We start from the raw sequence: 21,182 nt of genomic DNA on the forward strand, positions 1-21,182 counted from the left end.
CAGGATGTTTGGCTGGCCATAGAGTGCTGCTTGATGGGGCCTGCGAGCTTTCAATATTGGAGAGCAGCAATGCGGCCATTCCTGCTCAGCAGCACACGGCTGTCCTCAATACGTTCGACCACCCATCCATCAGCCAAAATGGCGCCGACAAAATACTTCTCGCTGTCGATGACAATATATGGTTGGACCCCATGCCACACAGCTTCGACCGCGATTGCGGATGGCGCCTTCTCCTCTTTGATGAGCACTCCGTTCACCAGTGTTAGAGTACCCTTGGTGCGACGATCGAACGATTGCTGAAGCTTCTGCCAACTGATGACCGATTCAGACGTGACGGTGCCTTCGGCGGTCACAACACCCTTTGCCGACCCAATCTTGACGTCGAGAAGACCCGCTCGATCGACTTCCTCCTGCAGCTCTTGGGCCGCTGCCTCCGTAAGTTCATTGTCAGCGCGGTGACTGATCGTTCTGGACGCGACTTCAGCCCGAAGTGAATTGGGGCTCGATCCACTTGCATTGCCAAGATAGGAGATCGTGCCTGAAAGCGCGCCGATCCCGAGTGAGCTGATTATGACCATGGCGAGCACACCGATCGGTAGGCGCGGTATGCCGGTCGAACCAGGCGGCTCTGCATCCTGCACGGACAAAGCAATGGACATCTCGCCTACGAGCAGGACGACAGGAAGGGGCACAACAACGGACTGGCCTGCGGCGATATTCCGGTTGCCCTCGATACTGAGTCCGGGTGCAAGCGCCTCCAGTTCGATCGACTTGCCAAGAAGAGTTACACGAAGGTGATGCGGTGCCAGTCCCTGCTCGACAAAGACCAAATCGGCATCGAAGCCGCTGCCGATTAAACACTTTTGAAGATCCGTCTTGCCGGTCAGACCGCAATAGTGCCCCGAACGCACTTCGAAACGGAGGGAAACGGCGTCATCCACAGAGCATCTCTCAAACAGGATAGAAGCCGCATGGCAATTGCCATGCGGCTCATTTCGGGACTACGTCGCGTCAATAAGGAGACGCGCTAGGGGGCAGTCTAAAACCCGCTTCCGACATTACGAAACGCGTTCGTCGGCGGCCTTCTTGATGGTCTGGAGATTGGTCGTTAGAGTGCGCAACTGGACACTCCTTTTCGTCGCCTCCAAGCTAACATTGGTTAGTTCCTGCACTTGCGCCTGAAAAGCAGTAGCATCAGCTCCGCTTGTATTGCCGGGAGTGCCACTGTTAGTTTTATCGGTATTGCCGGCGCTACTGGTATTGGTATTGCCTGATTTTTTATTATTATCAACTGCAGCCATGATCATTCCTTTTTCTGTTGGAGTTGTGCCGTCAATAACGGCCTGTATGACCTCACGCCGGATTTCCCGCGTCAGGCATCTTCTGTGTCATCCAAAGCTTCATCGGCCTCAGCCATCGCATCGTTCGCGAATTGGAACGCGAACGATCGCAGGATACTTTGGAAGGCTTCACTTTGTGCTGCAGACTGTGAGTTGTCTTGAAGTTGATCATTTGAAACGGTCCGGTTATCCGCCCGATCGTTCCCGCCAGCTGCCTTGCCATCATTCCCACCAGCTGGCTTGCCATCATTGCCATCAGCCGGCTTGCCATCACCAGAATGCTCGGATTTCGAATCCCCATGGCCCTTTCGGATCAAGGAAGTCCCGAGGTTGCCAACTCCACTCCCAATTGCTGCTATCATCAGGTACTCCGGCATTTGCCATTGGCGGCGACGTGTTAAAGGTTAGCCTCGATCAAGCTAAGGGCGGGAGCTTTCGAGAACCTGACGGCTTTTGACAAAAACCGGCCAGCGCAAAAACGTATGCTCTGCAGGATGTTGCTCTCGCATCGAACAGTCGACCACGATCTCGGCTGTTCGGCCAATCCCGCCGTCCACGCATGCCGCGACCGAATGGCAGCCGCAGCAGCTCGTTTGCATCCTCGATGCTGTGGTGTCGAACAGGAGACACGGTCCACGTGCTGCATGACCGCAATGACCGTATTCTTGCTGGCTCCACGGGCGCACGCAACGAGCAGGAACTCGGTCTTTGCATCACCATTCTCTCGCCTGCACATCACGGCCCGGCGCGGTGAGCTCATTGGCTTCGAGAAGGTCGGCGACCGTACGAACATGGGATGGTCTGCCGGCTTTGGGAGGCCGGTGCGGATCCTCTTCTCACCATATCGAAAGCTTGAAGCGGTCGGATTTTCTTGCCCTGTTCGTGAGAACTCCCATCGTCAGCTAATCGTCAGCCAAGCGGTCTATCTAGGCCGGCCGTGCCTGACCTTCGGATCCAAAGGTCCCGTCTCGACACTTTTTGTAACTATAGATCGAAATGGTCCGCGTGATACGCAACGCACACGCTTCTCTGAAGCAAATGTGTGACTTTGTCGGTGGCGAACGAGAGGAGTGACGCATCAATAAAATCGTCAGGCACGTGTCTAGGAAGGGGAGCTAGCCGAGTTGGTCTGATTTCATTCGCTGTTCCTGGAAATCGGCGGACTGAAGCGCTGATAATCTCAGGACATCGATGGCAACGTTGCGAAAGTCCTGTGAGCTCGGGCCAATCTTGGCCTGCTACTGAGAAGCACTTTGGCGGGAACATTACGCCGTCGCGGGTCTGGCTGACCGTGACGTTAACCGAAAGATGCCGCTGGTCTCGTCAGCCGCCAGCACAATAGCAGCACATTCTCGCCTACTACGGAGACGCAATATGAAGGGCATTGGCCGACCACGGAAATCGCAGGCTGAAACTGGAGCCAGCCGCGCGGGGCGGGCGAGCAGTTCCCTTTCGCAATCAAGTCTTGCTGCGGGAGAAGGTGGACAGTCATTCGATTCCGTTGTGGAGCAGATGCGCTCTGGGGACGCCGATAGGAGGCCCTCCTCCCTTCCAGTTGCGCGCGGTCCAGGCGATGCCCGCGAAAGTCTGCCAGGCGCCTCGATTGGCGAAGATCAAATCCTGAACACACCGCCACGTGGAGCCGCTGCGCCACCACGCGGAACCGTAGCGCCACGTGGCGCAGCCGCAAGGCGGCGCGGTTCTCCCTCCATGTCTGAGGGCGAAGCCATGGCGCCGGTCGGTAGCCAACTATCAACCGCGCAGGTGGAAGGCACCAGCTCATCGTCAAATAAAGATATCAGTCCGACACAGCTCAGAATGAACAGTCTTGTTCAACAACTGACTGATTGCGAGGCTGCGGCCAGGAAAACCGACGTCCCCGAGGAGGCGGTGGAGCTGATCAGTGGGGTCGTCGATGCAGCCTCAGCAATTCTGGAGTACCGCGCTAGCCTGCCTGCGGCTGAGGCGCAGACAATTATGCCAGACGACAAGGTGCGTAGATGTTGCCAGATCGTGTGCGACGCCGCGAATGAAGTAGACAAACTTGGCCTGTCGACGATCACGAAATTGGACAAAAAGACCAAGAAAGCGGCAGGTATGGTCGATAAACTCTACTCCTACTCCCAGGCGGACCGGCAGGAGCTGTTGATTTTAAATGTGGAGAACCACCATACGGCGGCAATTAAGTGGTGGGAAAAAAAGGCATGGCGCTCCGAACGGCAGCGATCCGCCTGCGCTGCCACCGCTAGCCTATCCAGTGGAACGCCCGTGATGCGGGAAGCCGAGCGGTGCGCACTGCGGCTGCGTGCCGGCTCGGTACTGAGTGTCAGGATCTGGCTGGTCCGTGAGCGGATCGGTCTTGCGCGGGCCAAGATTGAACTGCGGGCGAGCAGGTTCGAGCCAGATTTGAAGGAACTCCTCGTCGGTCGAAATGGAGTGGTGCAGCTGATGGCAAGCGCCGCTCAAGAAGCTCTTCGCGCCCTCTCTTTGGCGAAGGGCATAATGGATGATGGCAAAACACTCAACGCTCATGATTGCGCGGTTGTAGAAAAAATCATGGAGCGGCTTTCGGATTTTGGATTGGCGTTGCACGAGGTGCATACCAAGCTAAGCCATACCTACCCAGATGCCGGCCTCCCATTGAAACTGTTCGAACGGATCGTGGACGATGCATGGATCACTGCGCACGATGCCATGCACTTGTTGAACCTGCAGTCTCCGCCGTCAGCCATCATGGCGCCACAGGCCCAGGCGGGCGCTGCGATGCCGGCCAGGGCAGGCGCTGCGATACCGGCTGACACTGCTGGTACGGCTGCAGTGTCAGAAGGCACTACAGCGCGAAGGAAAGGGAAGTCAAAGCATAAGTCGGCAGCTCGCGCCGGGACTTCTGCCGCCGGGCAGCCATCAACACCAGTCGCTGCGAACGCCGGCACAGTGCCAGCAGCCAAGGTTCTCGCGCGCTCGGATCAAGTTGCGAGTACACAGGTGAGAGCGCAAGAGGTGGCTGCGAGTTCGTCGGGGGCAGGCTCGACAATCGGGGGCGCCGCGTTGTCAATGGAGGTATTGACGGAGCGGCTCAAACGATTGGACGAACTTTTGCAGTTCGATCTGGCCGGTCAGCAAAGCGTCGTCTCCCAAGTGCGCCAGATGAAGCCTGAGGAGGCCGGTAAGGTCGTGGACGATGTGGCCCAGTACCTGCGAGCCCAGGCCATTGAGATGCAAACCTGTCTCGCCGGGTTGCAGGGGCGTAATGTACGCCTGCTACTCACCTCCACCCAGCTACCCAAAGTGCACGAACGCACAGACCAGCTCAAAGGGTTGCTGAACATGGTGCTGGGACAGGCCAACGCATTGAATGAAGGAAAAGCCGGCATTACGACTGATTGCATGAAGACCTACGCATTTCCGGCGCAAAAATACCTGGAACATTTGTGCAATGCCGACGAATTGATGCCGCCGGAGGCACCGGTCGCGCTGCGTGGCGAGCCAGGAAAGCTGTTTGAGATGAAGCTGCAGCCCAAGATGCTGGTCAATGGTGCGATGCCGAGCCCGATGTGGGTGCACATCCACACGAGTCGCCCCGTCATGGCCAGAAACTTGGAAGGGCTGGCTGATTCCGAATTCACCGCTTGCCACGTTAAATCCAACGAACAGCGCGGCTACAATCGAGAGCGAGAGGAAGCCGATGCTAGGTCCGGTCGCGAGAAGGTCATAATTCATCGCGGCAAACTCACCCCCGCTTTCTGTAAGTCCTTGTTGACCTCAGGGCTTGGCCGCCAACCACGCCATTCGCGTGCCGAGCTCCCGTCGGCGCAGGCTGCATGACAGGGCACTCAGAATGCGGCCGGCCACGCTGTGAGTCAGCGAGCATTTCTCCTGGCCAAACCGCGAATGCCGCTGCGCGAGTTGCGGTCCGGCGATTGGAGTCGATCGGCTACCGTCAGGGCCGATTTGCGATGTCGCGTTACCGGCTGTTGACGTGGCGGCGTATCTTGCCTCCCATCCAACTTATCGCCGAGATCGCGCCGCCAAGATCGAGGCGGAAGGTCTTCCTGCGAGCGCGGAGCAGGCATAGCCGATCCGATCGGGATCGGCGCATCGCAACGACCCAACGGTGTGGTGGAGAAAATTGGATTCGGGAGAGCTCGGTTCCAAGAGGCGGAGTTCCGGCCCGAATACAATCCGCTCGCAAGCACCCACGATGCGCATCCGCAGTTTATTGTCTGGGAGATGGGCTGGATTGCTCGGCGGCGCTGGCGCTAAGGCGGGGCTGTCGCCGGACAATTAGCATTCACTGCCAACAGCCTTGCAACCGTCACCAGTTGCAAGGCTCGGCGGCGGGTCGACAAATCACATGAAATCGTCGTCGGACCCGCTATCGCTGCTGTCGCTATCCTCGGTTTTGTGGAGATAGAGTGGAGGTTTGCCTGCACGCTGCCACTCACCGGCACTGTTCTTCGTCCATTTGTCGGGATGCTGCGTAGGGTCAAGCACCAGGTCGCCATGATCCACTTCAACAAACCCCATCGTCTGCGCGCGCGCTTGTGCTTCCGGATTAGCCGCACGCCAATTCAGCAACGGTCGGTCGCCGTCTATCCGAAGTTGATGCTCCAGCAGAATATCGCCCGCATTTTCGACGAGCGGATGGGCGACTTGAAGATCCACTATGGAAGTGACCTCAGTTCGACCAGGAAATTGTTCCCGCCAACTTTCCGATTCGAACTCGTTCATGCTGAATCCGCCTTCCATTCTCAGCAGTCCGGCACTCCGGTCTCCCAATTGGTAACTGAAATATCGCGCGTGCTCCGTATCTCGACGGATGCCATATTGCTGAGCAACGTCCGCGGTGCGCCTGGCTCGTGACGATACGAACTCCGAATACTCTTGAGGATTGTCGGCGATGTGCGTGATTTCATCACCATGAAATTGCCTCACCTGTCTCCTGAAGGAAGTCCTGTTGATCTCCACCACAGGAGGTCGGGAATTGAGGGAGTATGCTTGGGGAGCCGCCGATGATGAGGCGCCGCTACCTTCCGATCCGGATAAGTGCATTCGGGCAAATGTGTCCGCGAACCCTTCGCTTCCTGCATCCGATTGCTCGCCGGCATTATGCGCGCGGTAACTATCGGATGAGCCACCAATTCGACCATACATGACGATTCGTACTCCTATGTTTCGCAACCGAGCTCAAGTTAGCACGGCTGTTCAACATAGGGCGCTTAGTTGACGACTAGCTGACGAGGGCATTCCAACGGCTGCACCAATCAAATCCGCACTGCCGGCCTCAAAACCTCGGACTGCGCCACGCACCGGCCAGCAGAGGCTGCAAGGTCATGCCCGGAGGACTTGCCGTAGTTGCTGGGTGGCAGATCCGAGGGGAGTGATTGCCCCAGGCCCGCGGTTGCGCGGTTGGCCTGACAGAGACACTGGGGCACGGATGGCCAGCCGACATTTGCCACTAGCATGGAGCCAGGTCAGTTTTGAACTGGGCAGTCGTGGACTTCCATGACTAGGCCAAGCCTGCGGCAAAGAATGCTTTCGCGACAGGCTGGAAATATTGCATAGGAACCGCGTGGCCGAGTTTTGTAGTGCCTATCAGCTGACGCGCTAAGACATGGTCATGGACGATCGTCAGGCGTAGTGCCCGCGCCTCGCTCAACACATGTGAAACGCGCTCACCTTCGGCACGGCAAACTAAGAACGGCACCCCGGTTTCACCGCGAACGTAACGCAGACCGATCAGGACCGCCCTTCCTGTTAAGACCAGCGTGGCGCGATGCACGCCAAGCGCAGGCTCGTCGGCCGCCTCCTCGCGGATGCGACGCTGTTCACCTTTCAACTCTGGCGCTCCTTGCTGATCCTTCGACTCGCGCGTCACTTCGGTATTGGTCATGCGCATTTCGCGCAGATACAACGCGCGCTGGAGCAGAAGATCGATCAGTCCGCCGACCAGCAGTGCGCCGGCGCCAATTCCCATCAGCAATTTTGTCTCCATAAAGATGAGGCCAACACAGCCCATGCCGCAGATCGGCAGAGGGACCATTGTCTTCCACATCCCGAGAAGGACAATGGAAAAGGTTGCGCTGAGAACCAATACCTTGAACATGGTCTTGCAGACTTCGACCATGGAACGAGCAGACCCCAAGCGCTTCAGCCCTTCAAAGGGGTCAATTTTCTTAAAGCTGAGCTTCATCGGCTCCAGAGAGAAGACAAATCCACCATTGGCTAGCAGGCTGGCCAAAATCACCGCGGCGACAAGGGTTCCAAGCAGCGGGCCAACAGCCGCGACTGTGAGTTGGACGAGCACAACCAATGCCTGCGGCACCGCGGTATCGAAAGGTAGGCTCTGCAACTTGGTGGCTAATAGGAGCGCTTCCCGGCATTTGTCCTCGATCACGCTGCCTCTTAGCCAAAGGTAGCCGAGCCCAGCGCAAGTCCCGACCGCGCGGACGAAATCGGAGCTACGTGGCAGCTGTCCTTTTTTGCGCGCTTCACTTAACTTCTTCGGGCTGGCGGCGTGTGTCTTCTCTTCACTTGTGTCGCTCATGGCAGCAATTTGTCGAACCACTCCAGCACGCCGTTGGCACGTGTGACCTCCAGTTTCATGCTCTCCACCAGATAGGCAGCGTAGGTGACCATGAGAACTGGAAAGACAATGTTCTTGATTGCCGGAGACAGTTGGCTCGCCTTAAATTGCGGGGCAAAGCGACGCAGCAGCATCATCGATATATCAATCAGTATCAGGAAGAACACGACAGGCCCCGAAACCAATAATGCCGTGCGCATTATGCTGTCGAGAAGCCCCAACAACTCCATTGCTCCTGGCCCGCTCAGTGTCGGGTGAAACTGATACACCGGCCAGATCAAGTAGCTGCGGTACAGGACACTGATCAAAGTTTCCAGGCCTCCTGATCCGACGAATATGGCAATCGCAGTGATCCCCAGAAAAACGCCCATCGCGGAAGCCTGACTGTTCGTCGCGGGATCGGCCGAAGCGGTCGGGCTGCTGATGCCGCGTTGGTTGTCGATAAGCTCCCCGGCAGCCTGAAGGCCCCAAAGCGGAATGCCAAGAAAAGTGCCAAGGAGTACACCGACAAAAACTTCCTTGAATCCGAGCAGGGTTAGCTGGATCAGGCGCGTATCAGGATCCAGCGCCGGCAATCCGCCGCTGACGTGTGCCAGGCATGGTAGTGCGAAGCCAACAGCCAAACAGCCCCGGATCAGCCCACTGATCTGCGAGCGTGTGAATACGGGAAAGATCAGCATGATGCCCATCGCGCGGGCTGCCCCAAGACCTGCCGCAACGACGAGTTCGAAAGCCGTCTGGATCAGAATTTGAATATCGGCCGATGGCGCGTCCATGGGGCGGACTAGTAGCTAAGTGTCATTGCGGGAAACTCGGTGAAGATCTGATCGGCTAGCTCTATGAGCGGGGCGCTTAGCACAGGAGCAAACAGCCCAATCACCGCGACAACGACCAGAAGCTTCACGGTGAGCGGCAAGCTTTCATCCTGGATCTGCGTCGCCGCCTGGAGGATGCCGATGACGAGGCCGACAACCACTGATGCAATGAGCGGCGGTAGAATCCAGATCATGAAAACCACCAGTGATTGGCTCATAAGAGTAATGATGCTGGATTCAGTGATGATCAGCCTCCCGGTAACGTATAACTCAGCACAAGCCCATGCATCAATTTTGACCAACCATCAATGGCAACAAACAAGAAGATCTTGAACGGAACAGATATAACAGTTGGTGAGACCATCGACATACCCATTGCCATCAAGATAGTTGTCACTATCAGATCTATAACAATAAAAGGCAGATAAAGTAGAAATCCTATCTCAAATCCGCGCTTCAATTCTGATAGCAAGAAAGATGGTACAAGTATTGCAAAGTCATCAGGCGTGGCTGCAGCGTGCATTTCCTCTGGCCAGACCTTTTCTGTCGAAGATAGGAAAAATCGCCGCTGCTCTTCATTTGTGAATTTCTTGAGATGCTCGCGCAAGGGCTCACTTCCGGCTTTAGCGGCGCTTACCCAGTCGTCGAATGTCTGATAGTGGAGCTTGGGATCCGACATGCGGTCATAGGTCTGCTCAGCAACGGGCGCACTAACGAACATAGTGAGGATCATCGCCGCGGCGTACAGCACCACATTGGGTGGTATGGTCTGGGTCCCGAGCGCATTGCGGACGAGGAAAAGAACAATTGATACCTTTACAAAGGCCGTTGTCGTGGCAACTGCTAAAACCAGCAGACCGAGTCCGGCGGTAACCGCAAGAAGCGCCAGGATTGTCGGCTGAGCTTCACTCATTGCATGCAAACCCGCCACGGAGCCTGATGCCCAGCTCTTCTCCGATGCGGACAATGTCGCCACGCCCGATACGCTGACCATTGGCCACTATGTCGACCGGGCCGTCGATCGGCCATCCAAGTTCAAAAATATGCCCTTCGCCGGCACTTCTTAATTCCCCAAGAGAAATAGGCCAGCGGCCGCATTCAAAGACAAGCACGATCTCGACATCGTCGAGATCCTTAGTAAGCTCCAGTTGCGATCCGGGTTGTGTCATATGCGCACTCTCCAAAGGACACGGTCGCGGGCGGAAAGGCCCCCGCAAGATTAATTCATCGCCGTCAAGATCCGCCTCGGCGCACAACTGGCCGACAGCTAGGGTGATCTGGCCGCGGCCGAACGGCGCAATATCGGGCAACAATGCATCACCGACACATGCGCTTCGAAGAAGCGCCGCAGGAAGGCGAAGCGTGCCGACCTCTCCTGCAACAATGAGCGGGAGCTCTGGAGGCAGCCCGCCCAGCTGCCGCGGCAACTGGGCAAGCAGTTCGCCTAGCGCGCGAAACGCAGGCGGTACTAAGCCGTCAAGTGGCGTGAACAGGAATAGACGGCCCTTGCCCTTGACCGCGCCGAAAATGATGTCGAGTTCAAGATGAGGAGCCAGCATCGTGGCTTCGCATACCCGCACGAGTTGCACGTTCAGACGCGTCGTCTCCTCCAGTCGAGTGACAAGCGGCTCCAGAGCGAGTTCGAGAATTAGCGAAGCAGTTGGCTCGGAAGGGAAGGCCAAGCCGTTCTGCACTGTCGTGATGAACTCCTCTACGAGCGGGCGCGACAGTGACAAGATGACCGTTTCGGCTCCCACTCTCCAGACGCAGTCAAGCATCGGAATGGCAGCAGGTTCCTGCTGCCAGACAAGCCCTGCCGTTCGCACCGATAGCGGCACCTCGTTGATCCGGCTTTGAAACGGCGTGCGCGGCGCTGCTGTATCATTGAGCCACGAGACAACCGTGTGGGACAGTTTCAGAACTGGTTCGAACATGGCGGGTGTGACCGCAGCGCCTATCAAAGACTGCACGGTCGTGTCATTCGGACGACCTCTTGCGACCGTCGGATCCGGTTGCGCGGCATTTAGGCAAGCGACCCCCTCGCATATTTCAGCAGTATCTCATCGTCGGCCTCGATCTCGGCTGCGGCCTCCGAATGAGTCTCGACGGCGCGCCGCACGTCGTCCTCGATTTGTTGCCATTTGTCCCTTGCCGCCGAACATATGACCCATAGCTCCCTCGTCCTGGACGCCGCCATCTCAGCCTCCTCTTGAGCGATTTGGGTATCATCAAGCATCTGCCGTCTGGAATTGATCTCAGCGGCAAGTTGTTCAGTGTGAAGGCGGTGACGGTCGAGCGCTGCGCTAGACAAGTTGTCGAGTGACATCAGATGCTGATAGAGCGCTGCTTCTTTTCTTGAACAATGTTGCTGTATCATTGCAAGCTCCCTAGAGGCATTTTGTACGGCTGAGGCGGCCACATCGCGCTGGGCTTCCTTCTTGGACAGCTCGCCAAGGGCACGACGCTCTTGCATTTCCTTCAGAAGCCGTATACTCGAAGACTGAATCCAGTTTACGCGGTCAGACGCGACATCCATGCGACCGTCTCCTCGAAATCTGACGCGTCATCTTCGCTCTGGCGCAGAAACTCCCTCAGTTCGTCGATTGACGCGACAGCCCGGTCAGTCAGGGGATCTCCACCTGGCTTGTATTCGCCAACATTGATCAAGAACTCGGTCTCGGCATAGCGCGACAGGAGCTCGCGGAAAATGGATGCTGCCTTGCGATGTGTCCCCGAAACGACTGCATCCATGACGCGGCTGCGACTCTGCAGCACATCAATAGCGGGGAAATGCGATCGCGCCGCAATAGCGCGTGAGAGGATGACATGGCCATCGAGAATACCACGCGATTCCTCGGCGATTGGATCACCCGTGCCATCACCCTCTACAAGCACCGTATAGAAGGCCGTGATTGAGCCCCGCTCACCCATGCCGGCGCGCTCGAGCAGGCCTGGCAGCATGCCAAAAACGGAAGGAGGAAAGCCCCGTCGCGTCGGCGGCTCACCCGCAGCAAGGCCTATTTCGCGCATAGCGCGGCAGAAGCGCGTCAGCGAATCCAGCATGAGAGCAACGCGTAGGCCTTGATCGCGGAAATATTCCGCGAGCGCAGTCGCCATTGGAGCGCATTGCGCACGCTCTACCGCCGAGCGGTCGGATGTTTCAACCACGACGACCGTACGGAGAAGGCCCTCTTCACCAAGATTCCTTTCGATGAATTCACGAACTTCCCGTCCACGTTCGCCTATGAGCGCCACTATGACGACGTCAGCGGCGGCACCCTTTACGATCTGTGACAACAGCGTCGACTTGCCACCACCTGGCTCGCCATAAATCCCGATCCGCTGGCCCTCGCCGCACGTCAGCAGACCATCGAGGACACGGACCCCAAGCGGGAATGGCCGCTCAATCATGCGCCTCGTCATCGGATTGGGGGCTCTGCCATGCAGGGGCCGAGTTTCGACGGTCTTGATTTCGCCTTTGCCGTCCAATGGGCGGCAACGACTGTCGATCACGCGACCGAGCAAATCGCCGCCGACGGGCACCTCACGCATTCGGCCAGTGGCCACGACCTCTGCGCGGCTGGATAGGCCCACCAAGTCCCCGATCGGTGTCAGCAATACACCATCACCCGACAGGCCGATCACCTCGGCCTCGAGCGACAGCCCGGTTCGCGGGTCCTCTAGGAGGCAAAGTTCCCCAATACGAGTGTCTGGCAAGACGGCATGAACCAGTGTGCCGATAGCCCGCGTGATCCGACCGCGCACCGCACGCGTGTCAATTCGCTTGGCCGCAGCCCTCAAAGACGAGATTGCTGGAACGAGAGCTCGAGTGTGGGCGTCAGCGTTATGTTCTGGGACGGGCTTTCTCATAGCTCGCCTTTCTCACAGAGCGTCCCGAAACCAAGGCGCAGCGCGCGCATCTGGGCGTCAAGTCCAAGGTCAACATTGCCGTACTCGCTCCACAGCACGCAGCGTTGCGGCGACAATGTCGGGTCGGGCTCGATCCGCACCCTTGGTCGACCATCCTGGCCGTCGCATCGAGCAAACTCTCGTGCAAGCATGTCGACTTGCATGGGAGAAACATGAAGGCAAACGTCGGCGCCGCTGTATTGACACTCTATGGCGTGACGAACAGCCCTCACCAATAGCTCGCCCGGATCGAAAGCGCCGATAAGATCGCTCAATATTTCCATCACGAGCTGCGGCAATTCCTGCTCCAGAGCCGCCTTTCGTCGCGCGATTTCGGAGATTGTCTCCGCAATCAACCCTGCCATCTCCTCGGTGCCTGCATTCGAGCCCTCCATGTGGCCGCGCGCCCACGCCCGCTGGTAAACCGCGCGTGCCCAGTTTCGAACGCGCTGCCGATGCCGTTCTGCCGCGGCAAGGGCTTGCGCGGCGCTGTGCCAGGTTTCGAGCTCGCTCGCGGGTATCAGTGGTCCGACTGGACGCATCTGCGGCGCTATTGGCCCCTCGGAAAGTTCGACTGTCATTTCACCGGGGTCTCTGTCTCAAAATGAGCTACTACAAGTGAAAGCAATTGGCCGGCGGCGGTCCAATGCTCATGTGCTGGAGTCTCCGCGGCAGTCCCCTCGGGCAATCGAAGAAGCACGCGGTTACGCTCGGTCGCTGAACTGTCCTGGAGCCAAGCTCCAAGACATGCGTGTCCATCGTATTCGATTTGCTGAGCGAGTTTTTCTGGGTCCGAGATCAGTCTTTTGTCAACAGCATGCAGCAGGTGTCGGATTCCGAATGCGTGTGCATCCACGCCGATGCGTTTAACAAGGATGGCAAGCTCAGGCTGAGAGACAAACGCGACCAGCGAACGGGCATGCCAGATACTACCAGCAAGAAGGGTCGCTCGATATGGATCATGCCCGCGTAGAAGGTCCGGCCTGCAGCCGATGTGGTTCAGATCCACGTCATCGTTGCCCAGCAATTCTGCCAGCCTTGGATGCAGTCTGGAACACTTCTGCAACTTCACTAACGTTTCGGCCGATAACGCTGGATCAAGACGCGCCGCAAGACGGGTTGGATGGGCCGAAGCCGCAAGCTCGCTCGCGCCCGGAAAGTGCGGACCATCAGGTCGGGCGGTCTGTATAGGCATTGGCAATGAGATGTCACCCACGTCCAATTGCAGGCATTCTTTTGCGAATGGCCTCGACAGCAGAAGCATCCCGGCGCCCCTCGACCTTGGAAACGCCGGTTGATTGCTTGCGCCGACGCGTAACAACGCCGATCAAGAGATAACAGGCCACGGCGAATACGGCTGCGGCAAAACCTGTTACGGTCGCCAGAAGTGGCGCAGGAAGAGGTAGTGATGCTTGTGGCAAAACAGCAGTCGGATCGGGCCGTTGCTCGTGTGCGGAACGTTCTACCGGCACCAAAACCACTTCCACCTTATCGTAGGACAGGCCTTCGATGCTGTCGGCTACAAGCATCTTTATCTTTGGCAGCAGAGCCGCGACATTTGTTTTTGCGTCGTGCCTGATAAACACCGAGGCCGAGGATGGCGTGGCACCGGCTCGCACAAGGTCGTTATGCGGCAGCACGACGTGAACACGTACAGAAAAAACGCCATCGATATCGCTGATCGTCCGCGACAACTCTTCGCTCAGGGCATACACGTAACGGGCACGCTCTTCGGTCGGCGAGGCAATCAGGCCTGATCCTTGGAATATCTCACCGAGGTTCTTGAAGGATTGGCGCGGCAGCCCCTTGGCGTTCAGAAGGTTGATTGAGAAGGCGAGCAGCTTTTCGTCAACCTGGATCGTGCTGGTTCCATCCTTGGCGACCACCCGGATCGCGGCGACCCCGTTGTCTTCAAGAAGTGCGAGCATTTCATTTGCCTCACGCTCTTGCAATTGCGTGTAGAGGTCGGCTTTGCAAGCAGTGAGGGCGACGAGAACTGGCAGCATGACAAGTCTAACCGACCGCCACCCTGACAGGCCACGCATGATTTCGCCCTCGGCCAAGCCAATCATGCGCGCGGTTCAGCCTTCCTTCAAAAGTTTATTCACGGATGATGTGACGCCGCTGACGCCTTTGGAGATAAGCGCCACCTGGGTGACGCCGTTGTAAACATCCCGAAGACCAGCCATCATCGTTTCGAAGTCTTGCCCTTGTTGGGGAATGCCCGAGATTCCGGTTCCCGCCTCACCTGGAACGGGAAGCTTCTGCGCCGGTCCCGGTAGAGCGCCCTTCGAAAGGGCTATGTCATGGTCGAGCGCGGGGAAGGAAACAGTGTTGTGTGGATATAGGGAGGAAATCGTCTGCAACACGCGATCGCCCATGCCGCTCGTCGGCGCAGCCGCGCGCTGAACATCCATCGCCGCAGCAACTGGCGCCGCACTCGCTGGCCCCGCGGCGGCATCGTTTTTCAGCGAGTCGGCTGCATGCCCTAAGGCGCGCTCAAACTGGGCCTGCTCGACAATCGACGGTGATCCGACCCTGGGGAGGCCAGCCGTTAGAGTGGCAGAGATCGACGTGACAGGCATCATCATGTAAGGACTCGGTTGCTCTCTCTGACCGGGCGAGCCCCGCCCATTCATCACCCGGTGTCGGCGCAACACTCCTAGGGGGGCAAGCTGACAACAAGCTGACTAACGGCGGCGTCATTTCGACAATCTAAAATCTCTTCGGCAATTTAGTCACTTGTGATGATTTCAGCGTTTGGTTTATCAGTGCGACATGCCGAGAACGCTTATCCAACCCGTCACCCTGCATGTTTTGAGACTTCTTTGTGCCGGGTTTTTTCTGTCCACCGGGATTCACCCGGCGCATGCAGTCCCGCTGTCCCTTCCGGCGACACCCTATAGATACACGGTTCTGGATCAGGAGCTCGCTGCAGCGTTGCAGGAATTCGGCAACAACCTGAATATCAGGGTCAACATCAGTCCTGCGGTGAAGGGGCGAATTCGCGGACGTATGCCTGATTTGCCACCGCGCGCGTTCCTCGACCGCTTGACGAACCTTTACGGTCTACAATGGTACTATGACGGCCTTGTGCTCTATGTGTCTGCTGCACAAGAATCGCAAACTCGAATGCTTTTGATGACGTCGATTCGCTTCGATGCGTTCAAGGGGGCTCTCGACAAGCTTGATATCTCCGACGAGCGCTATGTGGTCAAACCCGTGCCAGGCAATGGCCTCGTCTTCGTTTCCGGTCCACCGCGCTTCGTCGCACTCGTGGAGCAGACCTTTAACGGCTTGGTGGCGCAGGCGCAGGCGCAGACTCACATAGCGGCAACGCCAAAGGAATCAGTGCTGATCTTGTTTCGCGGCTCCTCCACTACGGTCGTTCGCGACGGACGACCGGATGCTTCTTATTCTTCTGACATCCCACAACAGGATAGCGTTGGCGGGAAGCCTGAGCTGGGCAAGAAATGAACATTGAGGATTTCCCGCAGCTCTGAAGAACATGACTGCGGCTACCCCTTTGTGAACTCTTCGCAAACTCGTCAGTTTCTCGAAAGCTAATCCGCTCATGATGAGTCCCGGCAGCTCTCGCGGTGACTCCGGCCATTGTGTTGGACCGAACCTTGGAGCCGGCCCGGAACACAGCAATTGAAGGCAGGGCAGGCGCATTCGTGACCTGCCGACGCTTGGAATTGTCGAATTTTGTGAAACGCAAGGGATCTTCTGTCGGGGTCTCTTGTGGGGATTTCAACGTCACGTCTGAGGATGCATAATGTCGGCCAGTAATCTTTCAACTTTCTACCGCTCAAATTCGCTACAGTCCGCAAGGGGTTGGCCGGGCCTGAAAGTTTCCCATTTTGCGACCCAGCATCAGCAAAGTGCATCGTGCTTCGAAGCGATGCTGTCCACTTGTGTGCTGGCAGACAAGCCCGGCTCTTTCGCGCAAGGGGATCTGCCAGCGTCGAATCTTGATTCGACAATGGATAAATTGCGGCAGGACCCTTTGGGCCATCTGGCACCGGATGTCTTGACATTGAATGGCTTGGAGCAACACCCACTGGATCTGCTGCCGCCAAATATGAGGGCGGCTCTCAAGGAGGACCAATCGCAACGCTCCAAGGCGACTGAAGCCCAACATCTGCTCGGCGTCACTCCGAAGATCGAGCCGGCTCCCAGGCCGAGCCCCGGAATCACGTGGAACGGTGGGTCGCTGACCACGGCTGAGTTGCAGATTGTTGCGGTACTCAACCGTCACAAGGACCAATGCCCGCTTACTTGGAAGTCGTTGACCGACAAAGCCAATGATCCCTCTACGCCACCGGATCTGAAAGCGGCGATCCAGGGACTGCAGCAGGATTCGGGACTTTTTTATGCGATTGGCTCGCAGGGCGACGGCCGCTGTGGAGGCAAGATCAACGCCAAGGACTTGGCCGGATTTTCAAACCACCACCCACAAGTTGCTGCATTTCAGGAAGCCCAAGCGCGAAGCTACGAGCAGAACTACATACCATCCGACGGCAGCGGAGGTTTGCAGCCTTCGGTCATGACCTTGAGCGATGCCTTGCGGGAGTTTTACCGGTACTCCGAAAATCTGTCCAAGGACCTGAGTCTGGATGAGTTCAAGAAAATGGTCGGCGGCGAATCGAAAAACGGCAAATTTCCGCCCCAGGTCATTGCGGCGGCGCAATATTTCCTCGATCACCCCGATGCTTGGAACCAGTTGTGCGGTGGCTCGAAAGGGAAGATGCACAAAGAGGATTTCCTGCAAGTCGCCTCATCGTCGATGAGCCTCACGCAAACTGAGCTGAATACGGTCGAGATGATCAAGGACCATCAGGACACGTTCTTTGGAAGCGGTGTTCTGACTCGCGACAAACTGGCGAAAATGAAAGACGACAAGAGCCTTGATCCGAAAGTGCGGGAAGCAGCCTCTCAGCTCCTTTCAGATCCTCTTTTGTTTGGCCTCCTGAACAATTCGATCACGGGCTATAAGACCCATCATAAATTCTTCGACTTTGGCGGCGGGCATACGGTTGATTCCGGCAATATCAGCAAAAAAGACTTTGCCCATTTTTGCACAAACATGTCGTCTGCGAACCGCAACGTTCAGCAGCCAATCACCCACGGCGCCCAAACCGCAGAAGAGCAGAATGCCGTCGCGGACATGAAGATGGGCCTGATGGACCAGCCTGACATTAAGTCAGCCAAAAAGAACGGCGGGGCCGTCATGCACGTCGTCGACTCCGTGCTCAAAATCGAGACGAAAGTGCTCGACTTGGCGGCAACGGCGGTGGGACTGCTCAGCTTCATTCCGGGCCTCGGACAAGTAGCCGATCTTGCCTCGATGGTTCTCGAGGCTGAGTCGCAAGCAGCCAATCTCCTGCGTACGGCCATTAACGGAGGCGATATGAAGCGAGCGCTGGAGGAAGCTGGCCTCAATATGGCCGCGCAGGCGATCGGCCTTATCGCAGGCCCCGAGGTCAAGCTGGCCATTCGAAATGGGCTCGTAAAGCACCTGATGGAAGAGGCCTTGGCGGCAGGCATTGATCTTTCGGTCTCGACGGCGCAGGACTACGCAGAAGGCTATGTGAATAACCTCAAAGCGCGCCTTGCAGGCGGCCCTGAGCAAAGCCTAGGCCTTCCGAGCATGCCATCATTCCAGAGTGTGGCAAGCAATGTGCCCTTCGTCGGCATTGCCTTATCCTAGCCGTCGCCTTGCGCGGAAGCTTTGGCTCGCGCGCTGACATAAGGGTCATTGTGGCACAAGCAGGGGTTCATCCGCATCAACGCAAGCGGTGTTCCTGACGCCATCTGGATCGGACTGTGAGGGGGATGTCCGAAGTCTGTGAAGACTTCGGTATATGACGACTTCAGAGTTACGCTGAGCCCAGCCATCTCGAGCCGGTGCGCCGGGTCGAGGTTTTCACGGGCGCCGGCCGGTAGCGGGAATGGTCTCCGGAAGGCACGGCGCGGATGGTGGCGGAGCGGCGCAGCCGAAGGAACGGCTGTCGCGCGCCCAGGGCGGCCTCCCGAACAGCAGACGATGATCTCCTGCCTTGGGCCTATATCCTCGTGCCACGCTCAAGGCAGTCGGCTGAAAACAGCGCTGATTTAAAACAGCATTATCCTGCACTGCACCCTCGATCCTTGCGCTCACCGATCGCTCGTCGACACGCACGCGGTCAAGTCGTTATCGGCGCTATGCCGATGGGCTTCGAGAGCAAGGTGGACGCTGAGCGGTGCGTCAGCCTCAGGGCGCGGCTGGCCAGCTTTGGGTCTCACGCTCTATGACGGCAACACCCGGCTGATCCACTTGGCCTGTTCGCGGGCTCCCGGCAGCGGCGCGGAAGCCACGGTCCGCCTTCCTCGGCTTCAGGCCAAAGATACCGCAGCATGCTCCAGAGCTATGTCTGCCGCCTTCGCCCCATCGTCGCTGGTCATGTGGAAAGGACAAGCAGGCTACGCACCCTATAATCCCGTCGGGCAGGATTCGACAGTCGACGGCGAGACATTCGCCAAACCTCCCCCTTGATTCTCAGCAACGTTAAAAAAAATTCACATAATGTTCGTGAGTGTAGTCTCCTGTCAGGTGGTACATTAGCCCCAATATCTGGCGTCTTAGTCGTAGAAAGGACTGTGATCTATCTTCCATTAGCATCCATACCAGCGGATTTACAGCAAATGACGAGAGAGGTCTCATGCGGATTGATGGGGATAGAAGGGCTAGCGGCTTGCTGCATCCCGTCCGGGTTGATGCTAACCAATGTTGACACTGGTAAATCGCCTAAGGACGGCAGCGCATCTTGATCGCCTTCGAATCCTGGGCCTTTGCGCGCATGCGGATCTAACCGTCGGCGAGCTGGCCGATATTACCGGTCTGCCTCGCGAGCAGGTTCGACGCCACGTTCGGCGGCTGGTCAGAGCCAACTTTCTTTGCTGCAACGAACAACGTCCGCAGTCTTCGTACCATATGCAAGCAGGAGGCAAGGATGGCGAGCTGGCTCAATTGGTGGTCGATCTCCTGCCCCACGATGATGGCCATCATAAAAGAGACCTACAACGCCTGGAAGCAATACAAGACGCGCGGTTGAAGGGACCGCCTGCTTGATCGTGAAATAGATCAGTCCAAATGGAGCGCGACTACCATGGATAACTCCGCCGGCGGCGCCATCGCGCAGCCCGACACTTACGGGCGGCCTCACTTAGCCGCCGTCGACTCCCGCGTTCACGAACTGCTTCTAAGACAGGAGCGTCAGGAGCGGACAACTCTCAAACTGATCGCCTCCGAGAACTTTGCCTCCTCGGCGGTGTTGGAAGCGACCGGGTCGATTTTCACCAACAAGTATGCCGAGGGATACCCCGGTGCGCGCTACTACGCCGGAAACGAGATCGTCGATGAGCTTGAGACCCTCGCGATCGAGCGCCTGAAAGCGCTATTTGGCAGTGAACATGCCAACGTCCAGCCTTATTCAGGCTCGCCAGCCAACCAGGCTGTCTATCGCGCGCTTTTGAGCCCCCGTGACAAAGTCATGGGCTTGCCTTTACCCGAAGGCGGCCATCTGACTCACGGTTGGTCCGTCAATTTTTCCGGCAGCGATTATCAGCGCGTCCCGTACAGGCTGCACGAAAAGACACAGCAAATTGACTATGACCACTTGCGCGAGACCGCCAAGCGGGAACGCCCGAAGCTAATTTGGGTCGGCGGAACTGCTTATCCGCGTATTTTTGACTACGCGGCAATGGCCGAAATTGCTTCGGAGGTGAACTCGTATCTGGTGGCTGACATCGCCCACATCTGCGGCCTGGTTGTCGCAGGAGTGCATCCGAACCCCGTGTCCCATTGCGATGTGGTCACCAGCACCTCTCACAAGTCGATCCGCGGTCCCCGGGGTGGCTTCATTTTATCAAGGAATGAAGACCGTTATCAGCCCCTCCATCATCCGAAGAGCAAACACAATCTGGCCAAACGTATAGACCGCGCCGTGTTCCCTCTTCTGCAAGGCGGACCGCATATGAATACTATCGCCGCGCTTGCCGTCGCTTTGCAGGAAGCAGCGAACTCGTCCTTTCGTGTCTACGGTCAGCAGATCGTCCACAACGCCAAGGCTCTGGCCCAGGCACTTCTGGAGCGAGGTTATGAACTCGTCACCGGGGGCACTGACAATCACATGCTGATCCTTGATCTTCGGGACCGGTCGCTGTCAGGCAAAGCCTATGCGGAGCGCTTATCGCGTGCAGGCATCATTGCGAATTTCAATATGGTCCCGGGCGACCGGCGGCATCCGGCGCTGACAAGCGGCATCCGCTTAGGGACACCAGCGGTGACGTCCATGGGCATGCGCGAAACGGAGATGGTGCAGATCGCCGCTTTCATCGACTCGGTCTGCCGCCAGCCCGATGACCAGGAAGTTCATGCGAGCGTACGAAGAGACGTTGCCGACTTCTGCACTGCGTTCGATGTTCCCGGCATCCCCGACCGATAAGCCACCCCAATCCAGAAACTCCTCACTAACTCCAGCACTTGAA

20 protein-coding genes are annotated in these 21,182 nt (G+C 57.4%); 5 read left to right on the plus strand and 15 right to left on the minus strand.

What is annotated here, in order from left to right:
• Positions 1-50: 50 nt before the first annotated feature.
• From QAZ22_RS07000 to QAZ22_RS07010, 3 genes are all read right to left on the minus strand, one after another.
• Positions 51-941, minus strand: coding sequence for a hypothetical protein (locus QAZ22_RS07000; protein ID WP_024505382.1), 891 nt, complete (start codon positions 939-941; stop codon positions 51-53).
• A 117-nt stretch (positions 942-1,058) separates the two neighbouring features.
• Positions 1,059-1,301 carry a nodulation protein NopA gene (locus QAZ22_RS07005; RefSeq protein ID WP_224570034.1) on the minus strand — a complete coding sequence of 81 codons (243 nt, stop codon included), beginning with the start codon at positions 1,299-1,301 and terminating at the stop codon, positions 1,059-1,061.
• A 71-nt stretch (positions 1,302-1,372) separates the two neighbouring features.
• Positions 1,373-1,702, minus strand: coding sequence for a hypothetical protein (locus QAZ22_RS07010; protein WP_081714433.1), 330 nt, complete (start codon positions 1,700-1,702; stop codon positions 1,373-1,375).
• A 1,348-nt stretch (positions 1,703-3,050) separates the two neighbouring features.
• Here QAZ22_RS07010 and QAZ22_RS07015 point away from each other — a divergent pair.
• Positions 3,051-5,165: a hypothetical protein gene (locus tag QAZ22_RS07015; RefSeq protein ID WP_224570035.1), complete on the plus strand. Its 2,115-nt coding sequence runs from the start codon at positions 3,051-3,053 to the stop codon at positions 5,163-5,165.
• A 525-nt stretch (positions 5,166-5,690) separates the two neighbouring features.
• Here QAZ22_RS07015 and QAZ22_RS07020 read toward each other — a convergent pair.
• The 12 genes from QAZ22_RS07020 to QAZ22_RS07075 all read right to left on the minus strand — a co-directional run bounded on the left by QAZ22_RS07020 (position 5,691) and on the right by QAZ22_RS07075 (position 15,241).
• Positions 5,691-6,494, minus strand: a complete 804-nt coding sequence (locus tag QAZ22_RS07020) for a hypothetical protein (protein WP_024505378.1) — start codon at positions 6,492-6,494, stop codon at positions 5,691-5,693.
• Positions 6,495-6,849: 355 nt separating this feature from the next.
• Positions 6,850-7,887 carry an EscU/YscU/HrcU family type III secretion system export apparatus switch protein gene (locus tag QAZ22_RS07025; RefSeq protein WP_024505377.1) on the minus strand — a complete coding sequence of 346 codons (1,038 nt, stop codon included), beginning with the start codon at positions 7,885-7,887 and terminating at the stop codon, positions 6,850-6,852.
• Entirely contained in the window at positions 7,884-8,702 is an 819-nt protein-coding gene (gene sctT, locus QAZ22_RS07030; protein WP_063169270.1) for a type III secretion system export apparatus subunit SctT, read from the minus strand. The genes QAZ22_RS07025 and sctT overlap by 4 nt, the downstream gene beginning before the upstream one ends.
• 8 nt (positions 8,703-8,710) lie before the next feature.
• Positions 8,711-8,986 carry an EscS/YscS/HrcS family type III secretion system export apparatus protein gene (locus tag QAZ22_RS07035; protein ID WP_024505375.1) on the minus strand — a complete coding sequence of 92 codons (276 nt, stop codon included), beginning with the start codon at positions 8,984-8,986 and terminating at the stop codon, positions 8,711-8,713.
• Positions 8,987-8,988: 2 nt separating this feature from the next.
• Entirely contained in the window at positions 8,989-9,654 is a 666-nt protein-coding gene (gene sctR, locus QAZ22_RS07040) for a type III secretion system export apparatus subunit SctR (RefSeq protein WP_029354851.1), read from the minus strand.
• A complete protein-coding gene (gene sctQ / locus QAZ22_RS07045; protein ID WP_095769044.1) occupies positions 9,647-10,675 on the minus strand; it encodes a type III secretion system cytoplasmic ring protein SctQ in 1,029 nt (342 codons plus the stop codon). The genes sctR and sctQ overlap by 8 nt, the downstream gene beginning before the upstream one ends.
• A gap of 89 nt (positions 10,676-10,764) precedes the next feature.
• Complete coding sequence (locus tag QAZ22_RS07050; RefSeq protein WP_063169269.1) at positions 10,765-11,277, minus strand: hypothetical protein; 513 nt, start codon at positions 11,275-11,277, stop codon at positions 10,765-10,767.
• Positions 11,253-12,611: a type III secretion system ATPase SctN gene (gene sctN / locus QAZ22_RS07055; protein WP_063169268.1), complete on the minus strand. Its 1,359-nt coding sequence runs from the start codon at positions 12,609-12,611 to the stop codon at positions 11,253-11,255. The genes QAZ22_RS07050 and sctN overlap by 25 nt, the downstream gene beginning before the upstream one ends.
• Entirely contained in the window at positions 12,608-13,231 is a 624-nt protein-coding gene (gene sctL / locus QAZ22_RS07060) for a type III secretion system stator protein SctL (protein WP_024505371.1), read from the minus strand. Before sctL ends, sctN begins: the two co-directional genes overlap by 4 nt.
• The gene (locus QAZ22_RS07065; RefSeq protein WP_210326671.1) at positions 13,228-13,914 is read right to left on the minus strand and encodes a nodulation protein NolU; all 687 of its coding nucleotides are present in this window, start codon (positions 13,912-13,914) and stop codon (positions 13,228-13,230) included. The genes sctL and QAZ22_RS07065 overlap by 4 nt, the downstream gene beginning before the upstream one ends.
• Complete coding sequence (gene sctJ, locus QAZ22_RS07070) at positions 13,859-14,722, minus strand: type III secretion inner membrane ring lipoprotein SctJ (protein WP_024505369.1); 864 nt, start codon at positions 14,720-14,722, stop codon at positions 13,859-13,861. Before sctJ ends, QAZ22_RS07065 begins: the two co-directional genes overlap by 56 nt.
• Before the next feature lie 9 nt (positions 14,723-14,731).
• On the minus strand, positions 14,732-15,241 hold the full coding sequence (locus tag QAZ22_RS07075; protein ID WP_024505368.1) for a nodulation protein NolB: 510 nt from the start codon (positions 15,239-15,241) through the stop codon (positions 14,732-14,734).
• 187 nt (positions 15,242-15,428) lie between these two features.
• Between QAZ22_RS07075 and QAZ22_RS07080 the strand changes: the two genes are divergently transcribed.
• The 4 genes from QAZ22_RS07080 to glyA all read left to right on the plus strand — a co-directional run bounded on the left by QAZ22_RS07080 (position 15,429) and on the right by glyA (position 21,139).
• The gene (locus QAZ22_RS07080; RefSeq protein WP_024505367.1) at positions 15,429-16,127 is read left to right on the plus strand and encodes a secretin N-terminal domain-containing protein; all 699 of its coding nucleotides are present in this window, start codon (positions 15,429-15,431) and stop codon (positions 16,125-16,127) included.
• A 301-nt stretch (positions 16,128-16,428) separates the two neighbouring features.
• The gene (locus QAZ22_RS07085) at positions 16,429-18,363 is read left to right on the plus strand and encodes an HrpF/NolX family T3SS translocon protein (RefSeq protein ID WP_024505366.1); all 1,935 of its coding nucleotides are present in this window, start codon (positions 16,429-16,431) and stop codon (positions 18,361-18,363) included.
• A 1,056-nt stretch (positions 18,364-19,419) separates the two neighbouring features.
• On the plus strand, positions 19,420-19,764 hold the full coding sequence (locus tag QAZ22_RS07090; protein ID WP_082826567.1) for a helix-turn-helix domain-containing protein: 345 nt from the start codon (positions 19,420-19,422) through the stop codon (positions 19,762-19,764).
• A gap of 37 nt (positions 19,765-19,801) precedes the next feature.
• Positions 19,802-21,139 (plus strand): serine hydroxymethyltransferase, encoded by a 1,338-nt coding sequence (gene glyA, locus QAZ22_RS07095; protein WP_063169266.1) that lies wholly within the window; start codon positions 19,802-19,804, stop codon positions 21,137-21,139.
• Positions 21,140-21,182: the final 43 nt, after the last annotated feature.

This window comes from Mesorhizobium sp. WSM4906, from assembly GCF_029674625.1.
In the GTDB taxonomy this organism is placed as follows: domain Bacteria; phylum Pseudomonadota; class Alphaproteobacteria; order Rhizobiales; family Rhizobiaceae; genus Mesorhizobium.